Annotated in this window: 18 protein-coding genes, 1 tRNA gene and 4 pseudogenes; 12 read left to right on the top strand and 11 right to left on the bottom strand. The window is 60.2% G+C overall.

The features are described from left to right. Positions 1–7: 7 nt before the first annotated feature. Together argE and G6P99_RS28355 are read right to left on the bottom strand one after the other, a co-directional pair. Complete coding sequence (gene argE / locus G6P99_RS28360) at positions 8–1177, bottom strand: acetylornithine deacetylase (protein ID WP_029084010.1); 1170 nt, start codon at positions 1175–1177, stop codon at positions 8–10. 999 nt (positions 1178–2176) lie between these two features. Then, the gene (locus tag G6P99_RS28355) at positions 2177–2962 is read right to left on the bottom strand and encodes an SDR family NAD(P)-dependent oxidoreductase (protein ID WP_029084011.1); all 786 of its coding nucleotides are present in this window, start codon (positions 2960–2962) and stop codon (positions 2177–2179) included. Positions 2963–3101: 139 nt separating this feature from the next. Here G6P99_RS28355 and G6P99_RS28350 point away from each other — a divergent pair, with 139 nt between their 5' ends. Both G6P99_RS28350 and G6P99_RS28345 read left to right on the top strand, forming a co-directional pair. Continuing rightward, positions 3102–3809 (top strand): histidine phosphatase family protein, encoded by a 708-nt coding sequence (locus tag G6P99_RS28350; protein ID WP_029084012.1) that lies wholly within the window; start codon positions 3102–3104, stop codon positions 3807–3809. Between the two features lie 82 nt (positions 3810–3891). After that, complete coding sequence (locus G6P99_RS28345; protein ID WP_029084013.1) at positions 3892–4659, top strand: SDR family NAD(P)-dependent oxidoreductase; 768 nt, start codon at positions 3892–3894, stop codon at positions 4657–4659. Positions 4660–4803: 144 nt separating this feature from the next. On the opposite strand, the gene G6P99_RS28340 is transcribed toward G6P99_RS28345, so the two are convergent. Next, a complete protein-coding gene (locus tag G6P99_RS28340) occupies positions 4804–6027 on the bottom strand; it encodes a serine hydrolase domain-containing protein (RefSeq protein WP_029084014.1) in 1224 nt (407 codons plus the stop codon). Positions 6028–6196: 169 nt separating this feature from the next. Between G6P99_RS28340 and G6P99_RS28335 the strand changes: the two genes are divergently transcribed. Then, a tRNA-Trp gene (locus G6P99_RS28335) sits at positions 6197–6272 on the top strand. 801 nt (positions 6273–7073) lie between these two features. Here G6P99_RS28335 and G6P99_RS28330 read toward each other — a convergent pair. Further along, positions 7074–7451 carry a hypothetical protein gene (locus G6P99_RS28330; RefSeq protein ID WP_334261698.1) on the bottom strand — a complete coding sequence of 126 codons (378 nt, stop codon included), beginning with the start codon at positions 7449–7451 and terminating at the stop codon, positions 7074–7076. Between the two features lie 592 nt (positions 7452–8043). Here G6P99_RS28330 and G6P99_RS28325 point away from each other — a divergent pair. The 3 genes from G6P99_RS28325 (at position 8044) to G6P99_RS28315 (ending at position 9749) form a co-directional block, all read left to right on the top strand. Further along, complete coding sequence (locus tag G6P99_RS28325; protein ID WP_165124225.1) at positions 8044–8502, top strand: low affinity iron permease family protein; 459 nt, start codon at positions 8044–8046, stop codon at positions 8500–8502. Next, positions 8502–9044 (top strand): DUF1003 domain-containing protein, encoded by a 543-nt coding sequence (locus G6P99_RS28320; protein ID WP_165124222.1) that lies wholly within the window; start codon positions 8502–8504, stop codon positions 9042–9044. The genes G6P99_RS28325 and G6P99_RS28320 overlap by 1 nt, the downstream gene beginning before the upstream one ends. Positions 9045–9560: 516 nt before the next feature. Next, a complete protein-coding gene (locus G6P99_RS28315; RefSeq protein ID WP_165124219.1) occupies positions 9561–9749 on the top strand; it encodes a hypothetical protein in 189 nt (62 codons plus the stop codon). 415 nt (positions 9750–10164) lie between these two features. On the opposite strand, the pseudogene G6P99_RS28310 reads toward G6P99_RS28315, so the two are convergent. From G6P99_RS28310 to G6P99_RS28300, 3 genes and pseudogenes are all read right to left on the bottom strand, one after another. Continuing rightward, positions 10165–10416 (bottom strand): annotated as a pseudogene (locus G6P99_RS28310) (ferritin-like domain-containing protein); the annotation flags it as partial. 447 nt (positions 10417–10863) lie between these two features. Then, positions 10864–11721 carry a hypothetical protein gene (locus G6P99_RS28305; RefSeq protein ID WP_165124213.1) on the bottom strand — a complete coding sequence of 286 codons (858 nt, stop codon included), beginning with the start codon at positions 11719–11721 and terminating at the stop codon, positions 10864–10866. A gap of 9 nt (positions 11722–11730) precedes the next feature. Then, positions 11731–13086, bottom strand: coding sequence for an MBOAT family O-acyltransferase (locus G6P99_RS28300; protein WP_165124210.1), 1356 nt, complete (start codon positions 13084–13086; stop codon positions 11731–11733). A gap of 374 nt (positions 13087–13460) precedes the next feature. On the opposite strand from G6P99_RS28300, the gene tnpA reads away from it, so the two are divergent. From tnpA to G6P99_RS28280, 4 genes are all read left to right on the top strand, one after another. Beyond that, the gene (gene tnpA / locus G6P99_RS28295; protein WP_165124207.1) at positions 13461–13862 is read left to right on the top strand and encodes an IS66-like element accessory protein TnpA; all 402 of its coding nucleotides are present in this window, start codon (positions 13461–13463) and stop codon (positions 13860–13862) included. Further along, positions 13859–14206, top strand: a complete 348-nt coding sequence (tnpB, locus tag G6P99_RS28290; RefSeq protein WP_165124204.1) for an IS66 family insertion sequence element accessory protein TnpB — start codon at positions 13859–13861, stop codon at positions 14204–14206. The genes tnpA and tnpB overlap by 4 nt, the downstream gene beginning before the upstream one ends. Positions 14207–14252: 46 nt before the next feature. Beyond that, positions 14253–15905, top strand: a complete 1653-nt coding sequence (gene tnpC, locus G6P99_RS28285; RefSeq protein WP_165124201.1) for an IS66 family transposase — start codon at positions 14253–14255, stop codon at positions 15903–15905. A 424-nt stretch (positions 15906–16329) separates the two neighbouring features. After that, positions 16330–16503 (top strand): hypothetical protein, encoded by a 174-nt coding sequence (locus tag G6P99_RS28280; protein WP_165124198.1) that lies wholly within the window; start codon positions 16330–16332, stop codon positions 16501–16503. 379 nt (positions 16504–16882) lie between these two features. Here the strand turns inward: G6P99_RS28280 and G6P99_RS28275 are convergent, their stop codons facing one another. From G6P99_RS28275 to G6P99_RS28260, 4 genes and pseudogenes are all read right to left on the bottom strand, one after another. Next, positions 16883–17230 (bottom strand): hypothetical protein, encoded by a 348-nt coding sequence (locus tag G6P99_RS28275; RefSeq protein WP_165124195.1) that lies wholly within the window; start codon positions 17228–17230, stop codon positions 16883–16885. 392 nt (positions 17231–17622) lie between these two features. Then, positions 17623–17958 (bottom strand): hypothetical protein, encoded by a 336-nt coding sequence (locus G6P99_RS28270; RefSeq protein WP_165124192.1) that lies wholly within the window; start codon positions 17956–17958, stop codon positions 17623–17625. Between the two features lie 295 nt (positions 17959–18253). Next, positions 18254–18547: pseudogene (locus G6P99_RS28265) on the bottom strand (hypothetical protein); the annotation flags it as partial. Beyond that, positions 18543–18767, bottom strand: a pseudogene (locus G6P99_RS28260) (DNA ligase); the annotation flags it as partial. The pseudogenes G6P99_RS28260 and G6P99_RS28265, both read right to left, overlap by 5 nt. A 178-nt stretch (positions 18768–18945) precedes the next feature. Here G6P99_RS28260 and G6P99_RS28255 point away from each other — a divergent pair. After that, positions 18946–20535, top strand: a complete 1590-nt coding sequence (locus tag G6P99_RS28255) for a winged helix-turn-helix domain-containing tetratricopeptide repeat protein (RefSeq protein WP_165124189.1) — start codon at positions 18946–18948, stop codon at positions 20533–20535. A 144-nt stretch (positions 20536–20679) separates the two neighbouring features. Then, positions 20680–21032: pseudogene (locus tag G6P99_RS28250) on the top strand (transposase); the annotation flags it as partial. Between the last annotated feature and the right edge of the window lie 480 nt (positions 21033–21512).

The raw sequence follows: 21512 nt of genomic DNA, 5'->3' as shown, positions 1-21512 counted from the left end.
TGCAGCATCACTTCGCGCAATGCGTGATCAGCCGCGCGACGAAATCTCCGCAGGCCGCGAGCTGCGACATCTCGACGAACTCGTCCGGCGTATGCGCCTGCGCGATAGAGCCGGGGCCGACCACGACCGACGGAACGTCCGCCATGCTGACGAACAGGCTGGCCTCGGTGCCGAACGCGACCTTGGCGTGGTCGTTGCGGCCGGCCAGCTGCTTGGCGAGCGTGACGATGGCGGCGTCCGCCCCGGTGTCGAGCGCGGGGTAATCGAGGATCTCCTCGAACTCGATGCCGCAGTCCGGATGCCGCTTGCGCATCGCCGGCTCGATCTCGGCCTTGGCCCAGGCGACGATCGCATCCGTCACCTCCCGGGACTCGGTGATCCCGATGCCGCGGCATTCGAACTCCACCGCGCAATGGTCGGGCACGATATTGAGCGCGGCGCCGCCGTGGACGATGCTGGTGAGCAGGGTCGAGTGCGGGACGTCGTAGAGGCTGCCCTGTTCGGCGTCGGCCGTCAGCAGCGCGGCGCGGCGGCGGATTTCGGTGATCAGGTCGGCGGCGTATTCGATCGCGTTGACGCCGTCGGGCGCGATCGAGGAGTGGCGGGCGAGCCCGCGGAAGGTCGCGCGCACGCCATGCTTGCCCTTGTGCCCGATGATCACCTGCATCTGCGTGGGCTCGCCGACAAAGCAGCCGAGCGGCTTCACCACCTTGCGTGCGACCTCGCGCAGCATCGGCCGCACGCCGACGCAACCGATCTCCTCGTCATAGGAGATCGCCAGATGGATCGGTGTCTTCAGATCGGCCGCAACCATCTCGGGAACCATCGCGAGGCAGACCGCGACAAAGCCCTTCATGTCGGTCGTGCCGCGGCCGTAGAGCCGGCCGTCGCGCTCGACCAGCTCGAACGGGTTCTGGGTCCATTCCTGTCCGGCGACCGGCACGACGTCGGTATGCCCTGATAGAACCAGCCCGGCCTTGTCCTCCGGGCCGACCGTGACCCACAACGAGGCCTTCTGCCCGGTGTCATCGACAATGCGCTGTCCGGCGACGCCCTGCGAAGCGAGATATTTTTCGATGTAATCGATCAGCGGCAGGTTGGAACGGTCGCTCACGGTGTCGAACGCGACGAGGTCGGCCAATAGCTTGCGTATACGGTCGGGACGTTGATTTTGCATTGCCTGTTCGTTTGTGAGGATTGAGAGGGCGCCGGTGATCTGGCTTGCCCAGCATAACAGCTGGTTTGCCTGCTGGGGCAAAGCAATATTCGGGCCGTTGCATGACGGTATTGCGGTCCACTGCTGCCGCCCCATGTTCTTGAACGACCGGGGAGATGGCCATGATCCAGCGCGTAGGATGGGTAGAGCGAAGCGAAACCCAACAAGCATATCCGCGCGGTGAGATGATGGGTTTCGCTGCGCTCTACCCATCCTACGATGCACATCGTGATGCCGACCAGTGTTGCCCATTCGACACGACGGGCAACTCAGCAAAACGCGTCAAGCCCTCGCAGCAAAAATATTTCTGTTTATCGGAATTACAACTTAGTGTATGGTTCGCCCGTCTCACCCGATCGAGGGGCGCTTCGCGATCGTCACGAACGCGTGTGAGATGCGGTGGACGCCGAGCGTGTGACTGACGAGAGCACGCAAGGCGGACGGTGAAGTCGTGTGGTCCTGACGCCCTAGGTAGTGGCCGGTGTCCCCTTGTAGAACGCGCAGCGTTCTTACGAAGGCGGTGACAAACAAGCCTAGTCTCGCCGGGGAGAGCACGTATAAGCCGTAAGCCATCGCGCAGGGAAAGCCGGAGTGTTTCCGGTTACACCTGTGGTCCTACCCCCGTGCTTTCTACCTTTGCACGGGGCCCATGGGTGCGATCGGCACCCGGCTTTCCCTGCGCCCTCTGCGAGAGGGGGCGGAACGAACAGCAAAGCTCGGGCGATTCACGTCGCGAGAATGCGGATGTTTGACTCACAGGCCCTATAACAAATTCAGTGTCGTCCCGGGCAAGCGAAGCGCGACCCGGGACCAATAACCACCAACGCTAGTTATTCGCACGACACTGTGGCCACAGCGCGCTTCAACAACTCAATCCCGTGGTTATGGGTCCCTGCTTTCGTAGGGACGACAGTGGTGTATGCGTCGCTATCGCGGACGACGGCCTTGAAAGAGCCGTCGCTAAATCGGCTTGCCCGTATACGGCATCGACGCGGTGAGGCCGCCGTCGACCGGGATCGCCTGGCCATTGACGTAGGACGCCTCGTCGCTCGCCAAAAACAATCCCATCGCGGCGAGCTCGTGCGGCTGGCCGGGACGCTTCAGCGGATTGAGCTGGCCGATCTTGTCCTGGGTGCCGCGTTCCTTGGCGCGATCGAACACCGGTTTCGTCATGCCGGTTTCGATCAGGCCCGGGCACACCGCATTGATGCGCACGCCGGTGCCGGAGAGCGAGTAGGCGGTGGTCTGCACCAGGCTGATGACGCCGGCCTTGCTCGCGCCGTAGGGATGTCCGCTGGCGCCGGACTTCAGGCCCGCGACGGACGCGGTGCAGACGATCGAACCGGAGCCTTGCTTGGTCATGTACGGTATAGAATGCTTGATCGCGAGGAACGGGCCAATCAGATTGATCCGCAGCACTTCCTGCCAGTGCTCGACGGTCTGGTCGGCGAGCGGCACCAGTCCGCCGCTGACGCCGGCATTGGCCCAGATCGCATCGAGCTTGCCGTATTTGGCGACAGCCTTGTCGATGAAGGCCTTCACGTCGCTCTCCGAGCCGGCATCGGCGGTGACGGCTTCGACGGTGCCGCCGGCGTCGCGCACCAGCTTGGCGGTCTCGTTGACGCCATCGGTGCGATCGACCGCGATCAGCTTGGCGCCTTCCTTGGTGAACAGCAGCGAGGCCGCACGGCCGATACCGCTTCCAGCGCCGGTGATGATGACGGATTTGCCTTCGAGGCGGCCCATGAGGTTCTCCCTGTTCACATGGTCCGTGGCGCGTCTGCCGCGCGACGGAATTCAAACAAAATTTCAAACGTCCGAAGCACTTGAGACGATGTGCGGCGTGACGTACAGCGACGGGGGACACTATTGAAGGGCTCATCCGATGTCCAATCCAGAGAAGCCTAACGTGACGGTGACGCGGTGGTGGTGGGTTCGCCACGCGCCGGTGCGCAGCGACGGCGGCAACATCTACGGGCAGGAGGATATCGACTGCGACACCGGCGATGTCGAAGTGTTCGAGGCGGTCGCAAAGATGCTGCCGCGCAACGCCGTGTGGTATTCGAGCAATCTGAAGCGCACGCACAAGACCGCGGAAGCGATCTGGGCCGCAGGTTTTCCGAAGCCTGAAAGCATGACGCAGGAACGCGACTTCGCCGAGCTGCATCTTGGCCGGTGGCAGGGCATGAACCGCGCCGCGTTTCTCGCCAGCCGTCCGCCGGGCAACCTCTGGTTCGCCGACGTCAACGAGCCGGCACCCGGCGGCGAGAGTTTCATGGACCTCTACACCCGCGTCTGTCGCACGATCGTGCGGATCACGGCTGTGGAAGCGGGTAACGACATCATCGCGGTCGGCCATGGCGGCGTGATCAGGGCTGCGGTCGGTCTTGCGCTTGGCGGCCAGCCTGACAGGGGCCTGTCCTTCGACATCGACAACGTCTCGGTAACGCGGCTCGATCACATCGCGGCGCCCAACGTCTCCGTGTGGCGGTTGCCGATGGTGAACCAGCAGCCCTGGATCGCCGATCCACGCCACGCCGCGATGCATCAGCCGTCCGGGCCGGAGGTCCGGCCGGCGAGCAAGCTTGCGTGATTGCTGCTATCGCAACACCGGAACGCTGCCTAAGCTCAACGCAATTCAAACACTCAAGACTTCAACATCGTGGGAGAGAAACATGACCTTGTTCGACATGAAGGGAAAAGTCGCCGTCATCACCGGCTCGACGCGCGGCATCGGGCGCGCGATCGCCGAGCGCATGGCCGAGCACGGCGCCAAGGTCGTGATCTCCTCGCGCAAGGCCGATGTCTGCGAGCAGGTGGCGAAGGAAATCAACGACGCTTACGGCAAGGGCACCGCGGTTGCGATCGCGGCGAACATCTCGTCGAAGGAAAACCTGCAGAACCTGATCGACGAGAGCAACCGCGCCTTCGGCAAGATCGACGTGCTGGTCTGCAACGCGGCATCGAACCCGTATTACGGTCCGCTCGCCGGCATCTCCGACGATCAGTTCCGCAAGATCCTCGACAACAACATCGTCGCCAACAACTGGCTGATCTCGATGGTGGTGCCGCAGATGATCGAGCGCAAGGACGGCTCGATCATCATCGTCTCCTCGATCGGCGGATTGAAGGGCTCGACCATCCTCGGCGCCTACGCGATCTCGAAGGCCGCCGACATGCAGCTCGCGCGCAACCTCGCCTGCGAATACGGCAAGCACAATATCCGCGTGAACTGCATCGCGCCGGGCCTGATCAAGACCGACTTCGCCAAGGCGCTGTGGGACAATCCGGACAACCTGAAGGCCTCGACCGCGCGCTCGCCGCTGCTCCGCATCGGCGTGCCTGACGAGATCGCGGGCGCCGCGGTGTTCATGGGCTCGCGCGCCGGCGACTTCATGACCGGCCAGACCGTGGTGATCGACGGCGGCGCGACGATCAGCTGAGGATGTTCTCGTGTCCCGGACGCGGTGCGGCGCAGAGCGCCGCTCCGCAGCGCCGGGACCCAGGAGGACCTGCACGATTGGATGAGGTGGCCCCGGCTCAGCAACGCACCGCTTGCGCGCTGCGTTGCGTCCGGGGCACGAGACTTACTCCACCGCCGCATACACGCCGTTGCGCACCAGCGAGCGGGTATATTCGCGCTGGCCGGGGCCCTGCATCATGAAGACCGCGATCAGCTCTTCGCGCGGATCGATCCAGAAGAACGTGCCGGCCATGCCGCTCCAGAAATACTGGCCGACCGAGCCGGAGAACGGCGCGATGCCCTGCTGCATCCGCACGGCAAAGCCGAGGCCAAAACTGTGGCCGGGCGACACCAGCGTGCCCTGGATCTTGACGCCGGCGCCGAGGTGATCGGACGCCATGAATTCGAGCGTCTTGCGGCCGATGATCCGGGTGCCGTCGAGCGAGCCGCCATTGAGCAGCATCTGCGCGAAGCGCGCATAGTCCATCGTGGTCGACACCAGCCCGCCGCCGCCGGATTCCATCGCCGGCTTCTCCAGCATGTTGAACAGCTGCACCTTCTCGTTGGTCCAGGGGTCGTTGGCAAAGGCCTCGGCGAGCCGGCCGGCATTGGCTTCCCCGGTGTGGAAGGCGGTCTCGGTCATCTGCAGGGGAGAGAGGATGCGTTCGGTCAGGAACGCGCCGAGCGTCTTGCCGCTGACGACCTCGATGATGCGGCCGAGGATGTCGGTGGAGCGGCTGTAGTTCCACTCGGCGCCGGGCTGGCAGACCAGCGGCATGCCGGCGAGCATGGTGGCGTGCTCGGCATTGGTGATCTTGCGGCTGCGCAGCCGCGACTGCTGGTAGAGCTGCTGCACCGGCCCGTTGCCGGTGTGGTCATAGGTCAGGCCCGAGGTGTGGCGCAGCAGGTCCTGGATCGTCATCTGTCGCTGCACAGGCACCAGCTCGAGCTTGCCGTCACGCTCGACGCCGACCTTGGTCTCGGCGAATTCGGGGATGAACTTCGCGACGGGGTCGTTGAGCAGGAAGTGGCCGTCCTCCAGCAGCATCATGATGCCGATGGAGACGATCGGCTTGGTCATCGAGAAGATGCGGAAGATCGTGTCATGCGTCATCGGCGCCGAGGCCGCCGGGCTCTGCCGGCCGATCGCGTCGAACCAGCCGATCTGGCCGCGCCGCGCCACTAGCACCGTCACGCCGGGCACGGTTCCCTTGTCGACCTCGCGCTTGAAGGTGTTGGACAGCGCCTGCAGCCGCACGCTCGACAGTCCGATCGATTCGGGCTTGGCGAGGGGGAGGGATGGGGTGGTTTGGCTGGCGGCGTGCTTAGTGGCGGTCTGGACGTTCATAGTCTCTCCCTGGTTCTTGATTCTTGCGGCGGAGCGCCGACGCGGGGTGATCGCCTAAGTCTGGCGCAGAAGTTTTGCAATGAACAGAAGCTTCACCGCTTCGCCCTTGCAAACCGGCCATGCCCTGTGCTTGAAACGGCGCGAACCGGCGGCGACGCAGGTTCCCTGCAGGAGTGTAGCTCAATTGGTAGAGCACCGGTCTCCAAAACCGGGGGTCGCAGGTTCGAGCCCTGCCACTCCTGCCAATTAAATCAATAAATTAGACAAATAAGACCACGCAGGGCCCGCTTTGGGGTAACGCTTGGGGTAACAAATGGCGATTGCAGTCGGCCGCACAGGCAATACCTCTCCGTTGCGTAGAGTACCCTGTGTCGCGCAGCCGGGGCCACCCGTGCGTCAAATCGCTGTCGCTTTGCCCACTCTGCCTGACAGAGGGAGGGCTCTCCGTAGGCGAGCAGCCTGTAGCGGCCCAACCAGGCGAACCAGCAGTTCGAATCCCACTCTCTCCGCCATATGTAATTGAATTTATTGACGTATTCTTAGTAGGATTGACCCCCGGAATAACCCCCATCTGAGCTACCGTTAAGGGGATAGCCCAACTGGAAAACTCGCCTTGGGCGGCCTCCCGCGGGCCACCGAGCATGATATATTGGGAGTGCAGCCCGGCTGAAGCCTCCGCAAGCAGCAGGGCGTTGGGCCTCCCTGGGGGCAACCCGGGCAATACGAATCGACCCACGGTCGAACTGGCGGAATCGCAGTCCGCCTGGGGTATGTCCCGCCGACGCGGGCCAGATCGAGTAGCTCAGGGACGCCCCCTCTCAAGGCTGAAACAGGGGTTCGATTCCCCTAGGGAGCGCCAGCCAGGAATTAATGGCATTGTTTTTCCCGGGTTTTTTGCCCGACCGCGACGTTCATTTGCCAGATCAGTGGCGCGACAAGACGCGCCACTGAGGCCACCTGTCATCGCAGAAGAAGGATCAGAATGATCAGTGGAATCGGTATTCCGAGAAGCCAGAGTAAAATCGGCATGGTAATTCCTTTCAATTTTACCGGCGGCGTTTCCAGGTGCCGTCGCGAAGGCCGCCGCCTTCGGTGGCTGCAAGACTTGCGCAGAAAGCTCCCAGGAGCAGGGAAGCGGTTATCCAAAACGCGAGTGAGGCCGACGCTTTGCGCACTGCCTCCGCGTCAGCCTTGATCTGAGTGACGACGTCGTTAACCCGCTTGTCCGCATCCTGCTGACTAAGCCCCGTCCGGGCAGCCACGACCTTGGCGGCGTATTCGCGGTCGGCGGCCTTGAGGTCACCGCCGTTGCGGAAGCTTTGCACGAAGAGGCGCGTTACTTCGCCACGAGCGTCAGCGGGACTGCTGTTCGCGGACTGCGTGGCAGGGTCGCCTCGCAGCAGCGTGTCGACGTACCCGTCCATAGGACCCCCGCTCGGCTGGGCGGCGCTCGTCACTGCTCCCTGGCTCACGCCGGCCGCGGGTGCCGCCGATGAGGCTTGTGGCCGGACTGGCGAGCACGGCGGCGCCCAGCACGGAAGCCAGTGCCCAGGCAATAAAACCGTGCGCCGTGTCGCGGAAATAGACTTCGTCGCCGTGGACGCCGTCCCATCCTGACCGCAACCTTCCGGCAAGGTACCCACCGATCGAAGAGGAGATCATGGCGATAACGATGAGGTAGAGACCCGTCGTGATCTTGAAGGTGGTGGCAGAAACGCCTGAACCCGCCCATGGTGAAACCATGCTGAGACCGAGGCCGGCGCCGAACGAGAGCAGCACAAGAGTCATTGCACAGGCAGCGACCGCCCCGGCTACAATGGAAGGCCAGGACACACCCGCAAGCGACGAGCCCGACGCATCTCCCGGGGCAACCACGACAGTATCGATCATCTATTTCAATCTCAAAACGAGGCGCCTCGCGCCATCTGACGAAATAATGTGCAGGTTGAGCAACGGTTCCTAGGCATTGGAACTTTCTGCGCCCCGACCGCTTTACCCGCCGGCTATAGGGCAAACATGAGCGGTAAGAAGCAGGCTAAAGAGGCCTCGAGCGTTTCCAAGTTTTTTGGCGAACTCGCCAACAGGACGTCGCTCGCTGCGGGCCGTGCATCGACCTTTATTCTAGCGGCGGGGGTCGTCATCTTGTGGGCTGTCAGCGGCCCGCTCTTCGGCTTCTCCGACACCTGGCAGCTGGTGATCAACACCGGAACGACCATCGTGACCTTCCTGATGGTCTTTTTGATCCAAAACTCGCAAAACCGCGACAGCGCGGCCATTCAGGTCAAGCTTGACGAGCTTATCCGAGTCGGTGCGGCTCGGAATTCGCTGGTCGGCATCGAGCACCTTACCGATGAGGAGCTGGAAGACATCCGAAACAAATGCGAGGCAAGGGCGATCGCCGAAAAGGCGGGCGACGAGACACTCGATAAAACGCAAGAGTCGGCGCGGCGGGCGGCCGACAGGATTGCAAATTGATGCGCGCCGCGGCAGGGGACAAAACTGAAACGTCGCCTGCCGAAAACATTGACGCGATCCTGCGGGTTGAAAAGCAGGACGAAGAGGCGATCGCAGTTCACCACCGAATCTTTCATTGGATCGGATGGTTCGTTGGCACCGTTCAGTTCATCGTTCTTCAGTGTGCGTTCGTATTATGCTGGATCGTCTTCAATTTAAATTTTGTTCACCAGGCCTTCGATGAATATCCGTTTCCCTTGCTGGCGATGATCCTGGCGCTTGAGGCTGTTCTTCTCACTTCCTGCGTTCTGATCCGCCAGAGCACCATTGACCAGACGCTGGAGCGGCGCGATCACCTGGAGCTGCAGATCAATTTGCTCGCCGAGAGAGAAGCAACCCGGTCATTGCAAATCTTGCAACGGATTGCAAAAAGGCTAGACGTGGACGACGCGGACGATTGTACTCCCGATGAGCTTGCGCGTGAGACTTCAGTTGACCAGATTGCCCATGATCTGCGGGAGCGTGAGAAGAAAAAGAAGATAGAAGCTTCGAGTGGATCTTAGATGACTACGCGCGGACGACTTTATTGCGCGCGTGCGGCATGCAATAGAGCGCTCTCAGTTCTGCTGATCGAAAGCCGGAAAAAGGTCGCGCAGCCGGCCGGTTCGCCCGCTGCGCGAAGAGAAACGGAGTTTCATCAAGCTGAACGCGTTTTCGCTCACCTTTACCGCGGGCGCAATCGCCTTTATCCTTATCGCTTTCATCTACTTCTTGATATCGCGACGCCATCGAGAGATCGCGGAGCAAGCGCTGGCGGGGGGACCGGCCTCGCATCGATTAAGGCGCCGATGGCGCTTTGCTGCTCGAAGGCCATGGCGTCGAAGGCGACGCCCACGCCGGACGCTTACGTTTTTTAGCGGACATGGACTGCGCGGCTCGTCTGAGGCGGCCAGTAGTGCACAGCCTCAACGGAACTGGAACAATGTCCCAGCGATCTGATTGAAGTTTGTTACGGCGTAGCTGGGATAGAAACCGGAGTGTTCCCGGAGAAGCGTGTTTTATCAGGGAAGGTGCTTCACATGGATGACGAACCAAAATCATCACAAGCTGGGGAACGGGCCGCTGAAGGCTTGCGCGAGGCGACTGCTAAGGAAGAAGCGAAAACCGAGAGCAAGATGGGACACGATCTAGCTAAGGGAGCCGATCGCTTCGAAGAACGCTCTAAAAGCTCCGATGGAAGAAGCGCAAAAGAGAAACAAAAAGGGTGAGTGCATACAGCGGACTCGGCGCTGCGTCTCGGTGGAGGAACCTAATGCAGACCAACGGTAGTTGGCTGAGATGACCAACTCTCGGCCCAGCTGGCTGCAAGGCTCTCTGAGTCCGATACTGGCAAACACACCCGTTCCAAAACGATTAAAACAAAATGCGCTATCGTTCGCGCAACGAACTAGTCTCGGCGCAGTAGGCCGGAAAGCCCAAAGGTGAGAGCCGCGAGCATGCCGAGCGAAAGGTCGCGCGGTCAGGCCTTCTTTGCTGAGGGATGTAGACTAGCGACGCTAGGAAGGCCGCGATCCCGGTGTGATGCGCTTAGCACTGTCTCTCGCCGGCAACCTGCACGCGCGAAACCCGTCCTGCGTATGGCCGGTCGCCCTCGCGGGCGACCAGCGTCCGTGCCAGCAGACATCATGCGGCGCGCTGGTTCACGCCGTTCACTGCCATGTCGTTTAGCTTCCTGTCCGTCGCCTTCTCCTCGTCGAGGTTCTCCTGAAGGACGGAGGCACAGTCGTCGCGGCCGAGCTTCTTCGCCCAAGCGATCAACGAGCCGTATCGAGTGATCTCGTAGTGCTCGACAGACTGCGCGGCGGCGATGAGGGCCGCGTCCAAAACTGTCCTGTCGTCGACGTCGCAGGCCACGTCACTGGCTTCCTCGAGGACCCACGAGAACTAGCGCATCGGTGATGCTTCCGGCCCAAGACGTCGGTCAACTAGTTCAAGTGGGCTGAGAGTTCCAAGTCGCCAGCCGCTGCTTGATCTGCTCGGCTTGTTCCTTCGTCAGCTTCTCGGCCAAGCAGTAATTGCTCGCGTAAAGTTCATGGAGGGCGAGTTCGCCGATTTGCTCACAACGGTCCGCGGGCGCAAGAACGGAAAGTTGCAGTTTCTTCCACGTGGCAGGCGTGAGTTGGTCTACACGCGCGAGAGCAACGTGAGGGCTGCATGAGGCCGCTTAGGATTGAACCGATGCCGGCGATCGCGCCGCCGCCGCGGAGCTTTACGGAGATCGTCAGGACGAGATCGTGCGACAGACGCTCGAGGAGGCTGCTAAGCGTATCGAGGCGCGCGGCGGCAACGTATCCTACCGAACGGCATGGCAGACAGCAGCAGCTATGATCCGGTCTTGGAAGCCATGAACTTATCGACCTCATGCCCGATGAAGCGAGCAACCAACGCAGCCGATCTGGGGTCCAGGTGGATTCCGTCGGTCCAGCGCAATTGAGACTGATCGACAGCGATATTCAGCCAGTCCGATGTGCTTGGAAATGCGTCTGAGGCTAGCTCGGTGCTTCTTGTGGCAAGGGGCGTGTTTTCGTATTCTGGTGAACATGGCATGTGAAAGAGCAGGACGATTGCCCCATTCGACTCCAGGATAGCCTTGAACTTCCTGATGTCGGCGATCGTACGGTGCACCGCTTCCTGCTGAGGAACAGCTTGCGCTTCGGCTAAAATCTGCGGGGCGAGCTCGGTACCCGAGCTGCTGGATGGCGGACTGGCGATCAAACGGTCGACTCTTACCCTAGCGTCCTCTTTGCTTTTCGGCGCGTGCATTAGAGTTTCATAGTACTGCGCAACGGCGCGTACCGGTCGAAAGACGGATGTCTGATCTGCCAACTTATCGATCAGGTCCTTGTTGACGCGCCGCACCAAAATATTGGCCTCGATGAGGACGACCTTTGGTGCTGGCGTCGCCTCGGCTGCGATCTTTAGTCCAGTCACAGCCGACTCACCCGAGAGCGCTAGGTTCTCGATATTCGCTGACGCAAGATAGTCATCCGACATCCTGACCGAAAGTGAGCTCCCTACGATGACTGCCTTATGAGAGGAATTGTTCACATATCGGGCCGCAGTTGCGTAGTTGAGCGCGTCAGTTGTCGTAGCGAGAGGCGAGCTTTCGTGGCCACCGGCAAGTTTCAGGATCCCGATCGCAGCGACCACCGCGATTGCGAATTTCAGCATCCAAACCATAATCGCATCCTAGAATTGGAAGTAGATGAAGGCCGACTCTGGGCCGGCTTCGGAGAACGCAAGTGCAACCAGCGCGCCGTAGGCAAATGGCTCCAAAGCACGTGTCCATCCCTTTTGGGGCCGCCCTGGACGGATGAAGTGTTGAACGATGACTGGAAGCGAATAGGCCAATGCCAAGGTTCGGTAGATCCTAGGCGGATTTTGGATGTGACTTTCGGTGAAGAGCGCCGAGAAGTAGCTGGCCGCGTGGGTGAAGTCAGGAAGCTTGAAGAAAATCCACAGCATCGATACCGCTAGGAACACGATCAGAGCGCGCAATGCAGTCAGCGTTGGTGATTTGAGCCGGTCCAGTTTGTCGAAGAACGGGCGCTCGGCAGCTAGCAGAACGCCGTGCATTAGGCCCCACACCAGGTAGCTCAGTCCTGCGCCGTGCCAGAGGCCGCCGAGGCCCATGGTTGCGATGAGGTTGAAATAGGTGCGTGTAGGGCCGTGACGGCTGCCGCCGAGCGGAATGTAGAGGTAAGTGCGAAGCCAGCTTGAGAGCGAAATATGCCATCGGCGCCAAAAATCGGCGATAGAGCTCGCAATGTATGGGCGGTTGAAATTCTCTGGCAGCCGGTACCCGAACAATAGCCCGAGGCCTAGCGCGATCGACGAGTAACCGAAAAAGTCGGCGTAGATCTGAAAGCTGTAGAGGAAAAGCAGTAGCCATTTGTCGGCAGTCTTGACCGTCTCAAAGAGCGGGTAGGCCATGTACAACGTCATTTCGTTGAGGTTGTTGGCTACGTATAGCTTAAAGAAATAGCCCAATACGAGCCACTGCACCGCTTCGACAAATGGGACCGCGGCAATTTCCTTCGGCTTTATCTGAGGGAAGAAGTTCCTAGCTTGTGTGATCGGCCCCGAGATCAGCTGGGGGAAGAAAATCACATAGAGGAATATCTCCCAAACAGTCGCCGGGCGCTTCTGCTTCGGCAGGTCGACCAGAAGGCTGATGTTGTGGAAGACGAAGAACGAGATGCCGATGGGGAGAGGCAGGTTTAGTAGGAAGTTACCGAGGGGATGGCCGGTCGCCACCGGCGGCGCGAAAAACAGAAACTTGTACTTGAAGAAGGCCAGTAGGCCGAGGTTAAAAATGATGCCGACCGCAGTATAGGAGCTGCGCCGAAAGGATAGAACTAAGAATGCCCAGGTACCGACCACCGCGACCACGAGCAACGGCAGCAACTCGGGCTGGCCGTATCCGTAGAAAAAGATGCTCGCTGCTATAAGCAGGTAGACCTGCGTTCGCCTGAAGATCGGCAGGTAGTAGGCGACGAAAACGACGCCAACGAAGATCGCAAATTGCCAGGATGTGAAAGTCATTGCCCTGCGCGGCCGCTGTGTGAATCACGCTTGTAGTCGCTCACAAAACACCTGCCAACAGTCTATATTATTATACCTTTGGTTGTTACGCAGTTGGGACATGAGTTTCTTTAAACAACTCAAATGACAGGCTTGGACAAATCAGTATGTAGTTATCGCGGCCGGTTCGCAGCTTTCACCCGCCGGGCGGCTTGTGTCCGCAAATCTTTCAAGACTTGAGTAATAAAATATGGCCGGTCGCCCCGCTGGGTCCGCAAACAAGGATAAGCCGTTCCGAGACGCGTTGAAGATGGAAGGTATCCCTCCATTGAGGGCCGCCTTGTTTGACGGACGCGAGCGCTGCAGGTCCTAGGGGTAATCCTAGGAGAAGCGCTATGACGATTTCGCGGGCAGAGGTGATCACATCGGTCGAGCGGCGGCGTCGGTGGTCACAGGATGAGAAGGAACGGCTAGTTGCAGCATCGTTCGAGCCCGGAGCCACTGTTTCCGAGGTGGCTCGCATGGCCGGCCTTCATGTGAGCCAGCTGTTCAGGTGGCGCAAAGAGCTTTGCAAGCACGGTGAAACGAGTGTAGCGCCGTTGGTGCCGGTCGAGATTGTGCCGTCTGTGCCGCCGCGGGATGTGGCCGAAGCGCCATTGACGACGGCGCCGGCGCGTCGACGGAGGAGCCAGGGCATCATCGAGATTGATCTCGGTAGCGGACACCGCATCCGGGTCGACGGTGACGTTGATGGAGACGCGCTGCGGCGAGTTCTCGATGCCCTGGTGCGCCGATGATCCCGGTTCCGACAGGCGCGCGAGTGTGGCTCGCGACAGGCTACACGGATATGCGCAGAGGCTTTCCGTCGTTGGCACTCCAAGTGCAGGAGGTGTTGCGCAAAGACCCGCTCAGCGGTCATCTGTTCGTCTTCCGCGGTCGCCGCAGCGATCTTGTGAAGATGATCTGGCACGATGGCCAGGGAGCATGCTTGTTTACCAAAAGACTCGAGAGAGGAAGGTTCATCTGGCCATCGGTTGCCGGTGAATCGGTAACGATCTCTCCGGCGCAATTGAGCTATCTGTTGTCCGGGATCGATTGGCGCAACCCTCAAGAAACCCAGCGCCCGACGCGGGTCGGATAGCCGTTTTACGGTTTGAATCTGCTGCTTGATCTGATTCAATGGCTTCATGATATCGAAGCCGGACGATCTTCCATCGGACCTTGCGAGTGCCCTGGCGGCGCTGCAGGCCGAGCGTGAGGCGCGGCTGCGAGCCGAGGCGGTGGCTGCCAGTGCGCGGGCGGAGCTGTCGGACAACGAGGCGCTGATCGCGCATCTCGAACTGCGGATCGAGAAGCTCAAACGCGAACTGTACGGGCAGCGCTCCGAGCGCGCGGCACGGCTGCTCGAGCAGCTGGAGTTGGAGCTCGAAGAACTCGTCACCACGGCGAGCGAGGATGAGCTTGCCGCGCAGGCCGCAGCGGCGAAGACGCAGAACGTCCGCCCCTTCATGCGCAAGCGGCCGGTGCGCAAGCCATGGCCGGATGACATCGAACGCGAGCGCGTCGTCATTGAGGCTCCAACGACCTGCGCCTGCTGCGGTGGATCGCGGCTGGCGAAGATCGGTGAGGATGTGACCAAGACGCTGGAGGAGATCCCGCGCCACTTCAAGCTGATCGAGACGGTACGCGAGAAGTTCACCTGCCGCGATTGCGAGAAGATCAGCCAGCCGCCCGCGCCGTTCCATGCCACGCCGCGCGGCTTCATCGGCCCACAATTGCTGGCGACGATCCTGTTCGACAAGTTCGGCATGCATATCCCGCTCAACCGCCAGAGTGCGCGCTTTAAGGCCGAGAGGATCGATTTGCCGCTGTCGACGCTGGCCGACCAGGTCGGCCACGTGACCTTCGCCGTCATGCCGCTCTTCCACTTGATCGAACGCCATGTGCTCGCGGCCGAGCGCCTTCATGGCGACGATACCACCATCCGTATCCTGGCGAAGGGCAAGTGCACGACCGGGCGGATCTGGACTTATGTGCGGGATGACCGGCCCTTTGCCGGGCCTGCGCCGCCGGCGGCGGTCTATTACGCCTCGAGCGACCGACGAGGCGAGCATCCGCAGAAGCATCTGGCCGCCTTCGCCGGCATCTTGCAAGCCGATTGCTACAACGGCTTCGAGCCGCTGTTCGACCCGCAGAAGAAGGTGCTGCCGATTACGCCGGCGTTTTGCTTCGCCCATGCGCGGCGGGGCTTCTTCGAGCTGGCTGACATCGAGAAGAATGCCCGCGAAGGCAAGAGAGGTAAACCGGTCTCTCCGATCGCGCTGGAGGCGGTCAGGCACCTGGATGTGTTGTTCGAGATCGAGCGCGCCATTAACGGCTGCGGCGCCGAAGAGCGGCGCGCCGTGCGCCAGGAAAAGAGCAAGCCGCTCCTCGGGGACATGCACGCCTGGTTGCTGCGTGAGCGCGAAACCCTCTCTCGCTCCTCCGAGGTCCTGAAGCCTATGAATTACATGCTCAGGCGCTGGGACGACTTCGCCCGCTTCCTCGACGATGGCAGGATCTGCTTGACCAACAATTGTGCTGAGCGCGCATTGAGAGGCATCGCCTTGGGAAGGCGCAACTGGACCTTCGCCGGCAGCCAGCGTGGTGCCGACCGTGCCGCCATCATGCTGACGATGATCACGACCTGTCGTCTCAACGACGTCGATCCGAAAGCCTGGCTCGCCGACGTCCTCGCCCGTATCGCCGATCTTCCCGCATCGCGTCTGCACGAATTGCTGCCCTGGGAATGGAAGCTCCTGCGCCAAGCCGACAAGCCCGCCGATCAGCAGGCCGCCTGACCTTCACGCAACGCCATCATAGAGCTCGCCGTACCCGCGCGCATGCGTCCATCACGCGGTCCTCGTCGTATGCGTACGATGGAAGCGGCGCTTGTCGAAAGCGAGCAAGAGTCTTCTGCGCCCAAGGGCTCGCTTCGCTGGATCGCCCGGCAGCTTTTGATCCGGGCACTCCAACGATCAAAGGCCTCGTTGCCGATTGGGCCGGTCTCATACTTGGCGGCATCTTCGGCACCGGGCGTGTCATGGCGGTCCGGCACATGTTCTTCAACCGCACGCAAGTCTGAAAGTAGGAGCGTGGAAAGCTGGGACTGATCCTAGCAATTCGGCGGGACAGCTAGGGAAGTCGCATGGAAATAGCTCAGGAAGACCTTAAAGCGAGGGACCCTCCCGGTCTCATCGCTATCGTGATGTGGGTGATGCTTTGTTGAAGTCCGAGAAGCGAGAAGAGAAAAAAGACACCTGCATTCAGATGCCCAAGAACCTGCTGACCGAAAGCTACGACGAGCGCATCGCCGCGGCGGACCGTATCGCTGAAGCCATCCATGGCAACGCTACCGCGCTCATCGCCCTCGTGAACGAGATCAGAGCAAAGAAATGATCTAGGTCCTCAACCAGTTCCGCCGTGTTTGGTCCGACGATGGGCGGGGGGATAGGGTTTCTCGAGCCAAGAAACGCGCCTGCATGAAGTGCAGGCAAAGCTTGAAGAGGCGACGACGCTCCTGCGTCAGGCGTCCGAGACGTTGACTGGTCTGATCCAGACCAAGGGGCTGCACTGAGCAGCAATCTTTGGTGGGTCAACTGGCTCGCCGCCTTCATGGTCGTTCTCGCAATCCTCACCATCTGCGTCGCGGTTCAAGAGTGGCGCGAGTGGCGAAAGAATTCGCCTGATCGTCTGGACAGGCGGTTGCTAGGCCTGAGCCTTCAGGCTGTTTCCTCCCAAGACTTGCCCGGCGCCTTAACCGGCGTCGGGCTTTTTGTCATTCGATGCGGTACTTTCGGCCGTTCGTGTTTGGGTCGGTATTGTCGCTAGACGAGAACATCAAGACTGATCCGAAATAGTTGCCTTCGTCTCGATAGAGCCAAAAGCGCCCAGCGCCTTTGTCGATGATTTCTTGCTGAGGAGTATTCGCCGGCCCGAGCAACCGATCGTCTTCATAGAGGTGGGCATGCTTAAGGGGGCTGTCGAAGTGTTTGAAGGGCACCAAATACGCATGGCCTTGATAGTGTCGCATCATGCCGCGGATGCGGTGGTGCTCGATCGGGGTCGGAGGAATGAGGTAAAGGAAGCTACTCGACGCCAAGGCGAACAGCGTCGATCCGATCACGACCCGATTGCTTGCAGATATCTTACGCCCCAACTTTTTCAGGCTCGTGGTTGCTAGGCTTCGCTACCGGGTCCGGTCCTCTGACCCCATATAGCCGGTAGGAGTCGGTCAGACCCTGCTCGCGGCCGTCCCTATAACCGGCCTGGTAAGCCCAGCGCACGGAGAGAGCGGCCAGCGCAACCAGCACGAGGAAGACAAAAGCGGTCAGCATGGGGATGGGACCGACGATGCTAAAGGTTGAATCTGTGATCCAATATAACCGGTTTGGGGAAAGTAACCATCCCTAGAAAGGCCGCAGGAGGACGATTAGTGTCCAACTTGAACACTTATCGGGCCTTCGCCAAAGCTACACGATGCATCGCCGGATGCGTCCTGTTCTTCGCCTTAATCCATCAGTGTGTGCACCGGCCGCCTCGATAGGGCCGATCCGATGGCTTGGATACCAGCCCCTCAAAGCCGAACTCGCAGGCCTTGCGGAAAAGTTTCGGGCCGATTTCCCCTTGCTCATAGTCCGACAGGAAGATGCCCTCTGGCCGGCGCGCAAGGAGCCGCTGCAGGTTCGTCTTGCGCATCGACAGCGGCAGATCCCTCAGGTCGTTGGCATCCATGGCGAGGAAATCGAAGGCCAGCAGGATTTTCGCTATCAAACGTCGTGCCGGAGCGGTAGCACCCGCAGTGATGATGGCTGTTGAGAAGCTCGAAGAAAGAAAGTGTGTCGTCCTCGCCACGTCACGATAGTTCCACAAGTATGGAAAGTGTTTTGACTTCACTGTGCTGCGAATTCGTTGTCTAACAACGGTGGACCTTCGGCGGCGATTTTATTTCCAAGACGTTCATTTGAGATCGGGTCCAAGAGGTCGCGGTCCAGCGCCCGCGGCCTCTTCGTTTTGCTTCATTGATTTTAAAGGACCGTTCGATGCCAGTACAGGTGTGGCCGTTGCCACCTCGATAGGGCTGGACAGCTGTGTAGGCACGATGCTGGTATGATCTTCGGACCCAACTAACTTCGCGAAGCCGCTATCGTCAGCGCGCTTCCGGCCACCACGTTGACGGTGGGTGCATGGCGGAAATCTTGCTGGTTCGCAATGCCACCAGGTGACTGCGCTTGTAGGGGGGACCTTGTTGGCGCGAGCATTCCTTGCATCGCATGTACCGCTCCAGCTCGTGGATCGGCGTCCACTTAGGTCGCCTGACGATATCGAGCGCGACGGTCTGATGCGACTCGCAGCCAAGGCACTTCACCTCGAGATAGCGGTAACCGGCATTGAGCGCGTCGCCGAGCGCGGGTGACGGTTGGGCTGGACCTTGGAAGGAGACCTAGATAGACGGGCTGGCGAAGCTCGCTGTTCTTCGTCCATTCCGCGAATTTCACTTCAGCGACCAGAGACGGCCGGACCCAGGTGGTGGCGTGCTCTTCCTTTACCTTGTCGGGGAAGGGCGACTTCGCAGTCTTCAACCTAGAGCGCGTGCCGTGTAGGCTGAGGCCAATGCCGACGTGCCCGATGTACCGCCACGCGCGGTCTTCTCGCACCGCTAGGCCGTGTACTCATAAAGCGGCTGGCCGCCCGATGTCCGCTCTACCCCCAACAGCGGCGATAAAGCGGACATCTCCCCAGGTCGCTGAAGGGCCAACAAGCGACATCGCCTTACTTCGCCCAATCATTTAGAATGTTGCAAATGCTGGACGATCGGCGGCCACCCAAGGAATTGGCAGCTTGCGGTATCTGTTCGAGGAATACACATTCGACATCAGCCTGCGCGAGCTGCAGCGGGGGGGCGACGTTGTCTCCGTCACGCCACAGGTTTTTGACCTGCTCGATTACCTGATCCGCAACAGGGAGCGCGTCGTTACCAAGGACGAGCTTATCAACGCCGTTTGGAATGGACGCGTGGTTTCCGATGCTGCGCTGACGACCCGCCTGAATGCCGCTCGGAGCGCAATCGGCGACACGGGCGAGAAGCAGCGTCTAATAAAAACATTGCCGCGCAAGGGCTTCCGCTTCGTTGGCACAGTGCGGGAAGCGCAAATGCCAGTATTTGCGTCAGCCGGCTCGGCGCAAAGCGGCGAAACAGCGCAATCGTCACCTTCGCCACCTCGTTTCTCCATAGTTGTATTGCCCTTTGCCAACCTCAGCAGCGATCCCGAACAAGACTATTTCGTCGATGGTGTAACCGAGAACTTAACAACGGACTTGTCGCGCATCGGCGGTTTGTTCGTAATCGCCCGAAACAGTGCGTTCTCGTACAAGGGCAAAGCAATCGACGTACGGCAAGTCGGCCGCGAGTTGAACGTCCGCTACGTGCTTGAAGGTTCGATGCAGCGCAGCGGCAAGCGGCTTCGAGTGAACGTGCAGCTCATCGATGCCGAAAGCCGCAAACATCTTTGGGCCGATCGCTTCGAAAAGGCTGTCGCCGATCTTTTCGATATGCAGGATGAAATCGTATCGAGGATCGCCCACTCGTTAGGTGCCCAACTCGTTGTAGCCGAGGCACGACAAGCGGAGCGTTCGGCGCATCCCGATGCGATAGACCTGTGCTTTCAGGGGACTGCTTGCTTCTATAAGGGGCCGACGACCCGTGAGCACTTTACCCAGGCGCGTGGCTTTTTTGAACGTGCCTTGGCGATCGATCCCCGAGGTATCGGAGCGATCGGAGCGATGATCGGCATGGCAAACATCGATCTGACAATGGGGGCCGACCTGTTAACGGACGAACGAGCCGCGCTCCTTTCGGCAGCCGAAGCGAACGCGATCAAAGCACTTTCACTTGCCCCCGACGCTGCAGGGGCACACATGATCCTGGCTCTCATCTACATTGTAACAAACCGCGCTGCGCAAGGGATTGCCGAATGTGAGCAAGCATTAACGCTCAATCGCAATCTTGCCTATGCTCATGGCGCTATTGGTTTAGCCAAACTCTATATGGGTCGCCCCAGCGAGACCGAAGGCCATGTGCTCGAAGCTTTCCGTCTGTCCCCTCGCGATATCGGTGCCTACCGGTTGATGCGTTTTGTGGGCGTGGCCAAGTTACAGCTCGGCGCGGATGCCGAAGCCGTCGATTGGCTACGACGAAGCATTGAGGCCAACCGCACTCATCCTCTCGCCTATTTTTCGCTCGCCGCTGCCTTGGGCTTGCTCGGCGCGCTGTATGAGGCGCGAACCGCTGCGAAATCGGGATTTGCGCTCAACCCAGGCTTTACCATCCGCCGCTTGCGCGCCGCCAAAATAAGCGACAATCCGATTTATCTCGCTGGACAAGAGCGCCTCTGTGAGGGCATGCGCATAGCCGGGGTGCCGGAAGGGTGATGTCGGAGAATGGGTCAAACTCGACAAAACTCAATATGAGCATATTAGGTCTGCTGCCAGGCGGATAGCGTCCAAATCCCTGGGCGGGAAGCTCACATTGAGCCAGCGCTGCGAATTGTGATTCAAACTCCCAAACTGGGGGCTGTGCCACTTGCGCTGACGCCTGGTGAAGCCCACGACAATCGGCTTGCCGGAAAACTCCTGTCTCGCATGACGCCTGGATCGATGCTGCTGGCGGACCGTGGCTACGATGCCGATTGGATTAGAGAACTTGCGATCAAGAAAGGCGCATGGGCCAACATCCCGCCGAAAAGCAATCGCAGCGATCCGATCTGCTTCAGCCCCTATCTCTACCGCGCTCGCAACCAGGTCGAACGGTTCTTCAACAGGATCAAACAATGTCGTCGTGTGGCGACGCGCTTGCCGCCAATTGCCTCGCCTTCGTCCAACTCGCGTCAATCAGGCTATGGCTCGGCGCTAATGAGTCCACGTCCTAGTACGAGGGCGCCGAAGAACGGCCGGGTTCGTCGTGGCGCGGCGGCTGCGTCTCACCAGTCCTCTGAAAGTGGAAGCAACAGCTACGCCATCAATCGCAACACGGGTGCATTTGCAGCACAGATCTCTCAAAAAGATCGGTTCGGCATCGGTCTCCTGGTTGGCGCCTTCGATACAGGTGGAGGCGGAGGATCCTTCTCGGCCGGCATTATAAGTGGTTGAAAGAGGAAGAGCGGCAGTGGTCACGCAATCCAACGCCATCTGGGTGTCAGGACACTGGCGGTCGGGCTCGTCACAGGTAGCCCGACCTGTCCGGGACTCGTTGCAGATGGCTCTCGCAAGCCAACTGTTCTCACAATCGAGTTGGGTGACCGTGAACCGATCGTCCTCGCGATCGTGGCGAAAGAGGCTGTAGCAATCGCGCGGTCGATACTAGACCAGTACGAAAATCCGCCTCCGCCGCCAAATCGGCACAGCTGAAG

Source organism: Bradyrhizobium sp. 6(2017) (genome assembly GCF_011058295.2).
In the GTDB taxonomy this organism is placed as follows: Bacteria; Pseudomonadota; Alphaproteobacteria; order Rhizobiales; family Xanthobacteraceae; genus Bradyrhizobium; species Bradyrhizobium septentrionale.
This window is presented reverse-complemented; position numbering and strand designations above follow the sequence as displayed.

What these genes read in the sequence shown, in the direction of transcription:
- G6P99_RS28300 (WP_165124210.1), bottom strand. Translation starts at nt 13,086, where the DNA reads ATGACTTTCACATCCTGGCAATTTGCGATCTTCGTTGGCGTCGTTTTC.
- G6P99_RS28320 (WP_165124222.1), top strand. Translation starts at nt 8,502, where the DNA reads ATGCGCGCCGCGGCAGGGGACAAAACTGAAACGTCGCCTGCCGAAAAC.
- G6P99_RS28305 (WP_165124213.1), bottom strand. Translation starts at nt 11,721, where the DNA reads ATGGTTTGGATGCTGAAATTCGCAATCGCGGTGGTCGCTGCGATCGGG.
- G6P99_RS28315 (WP_165124219.1), top strand. Translation starts at nt 9,561, where the DNA reads ATGGATGACGAACCAAAATCATCACAAGCTGGGGAACGGGCCGCTGAA.
- G6P99_RS28350 (WP_029084012.1), top strand. Translation starts at nt 3,102, where the DNA reads ATGTCCAATCCAGAGAAGCCTAACGTGACGGTGACGCGGTGGTGGTGG.
- G6P99_RS28355 (WP_029084011.1), bottom strand. Translation starts at nt 2,962, where the DNA reads ATGGGCCGCCTCGAAGGCAAATCCGTCATCATCACCGGCGCTGGAAGC.
- G6P99_RS28325 (WP_165124225.1), top strand. Translation starts at nt 8,044, where the DNA reads ATGAGCGGTAAGAAGCAGGCTAAAGAGGCCTCGAGCGTTTCCAAGTTT.
- G6P99_RS28345 (WP_029084013.1), top strand. Translation starts at nt 3,892, where the DNA reads ATGACCTTGTTCGACATGAAGGGAAAAGTCGCCGTCATCACCGGCTCG.
- tnpB (WP_165124204.1), top strand. Translation starts at nt 13,859, where the DNA reads ATGATCCCGGTTCCGACAGGCGCGCGAGTGTGGCTCGCGACAGGCTAC.
- tnpA (WP_165124207.1), top strand. Translation starts at nt 13,461, where the DNA reads ATGACGATTTCGCGGGCAGAGGTGATCACATCGGTCGAGCGGCGGCGT.
- G6P99_RS28340 (WP_029084014.1), bottom strand. Translation starts at nt 6,027, where the DNA reads ATGAACGTCCAGACCGCCACTAAGCACGCCGCCAGCCAAACCACCCCA.
- argE (WP_029084010.1), bottom strand. Translation starts at nt 1,177, where the DNA reads ATGCAAAATCAACGTCCCGACCGTATACGCAAGCTATTGGCCGACCTC.
- G6P99_RS28330 (WP_334261698.1), bottom strand. Translation starts at nt 7,451, where the DNA reads ATGGACGGGTACGTCGACACGCTGCTGCGAGGCGACCCTGCCACGCAG.
- tnpC (WP_165124201.1), top strand. Translation starts at nt 14,253, where the DNA reads ATGATATCGAAGCCGGACGATCTTCCATCGGACCTTGCGAGTGCCCTG.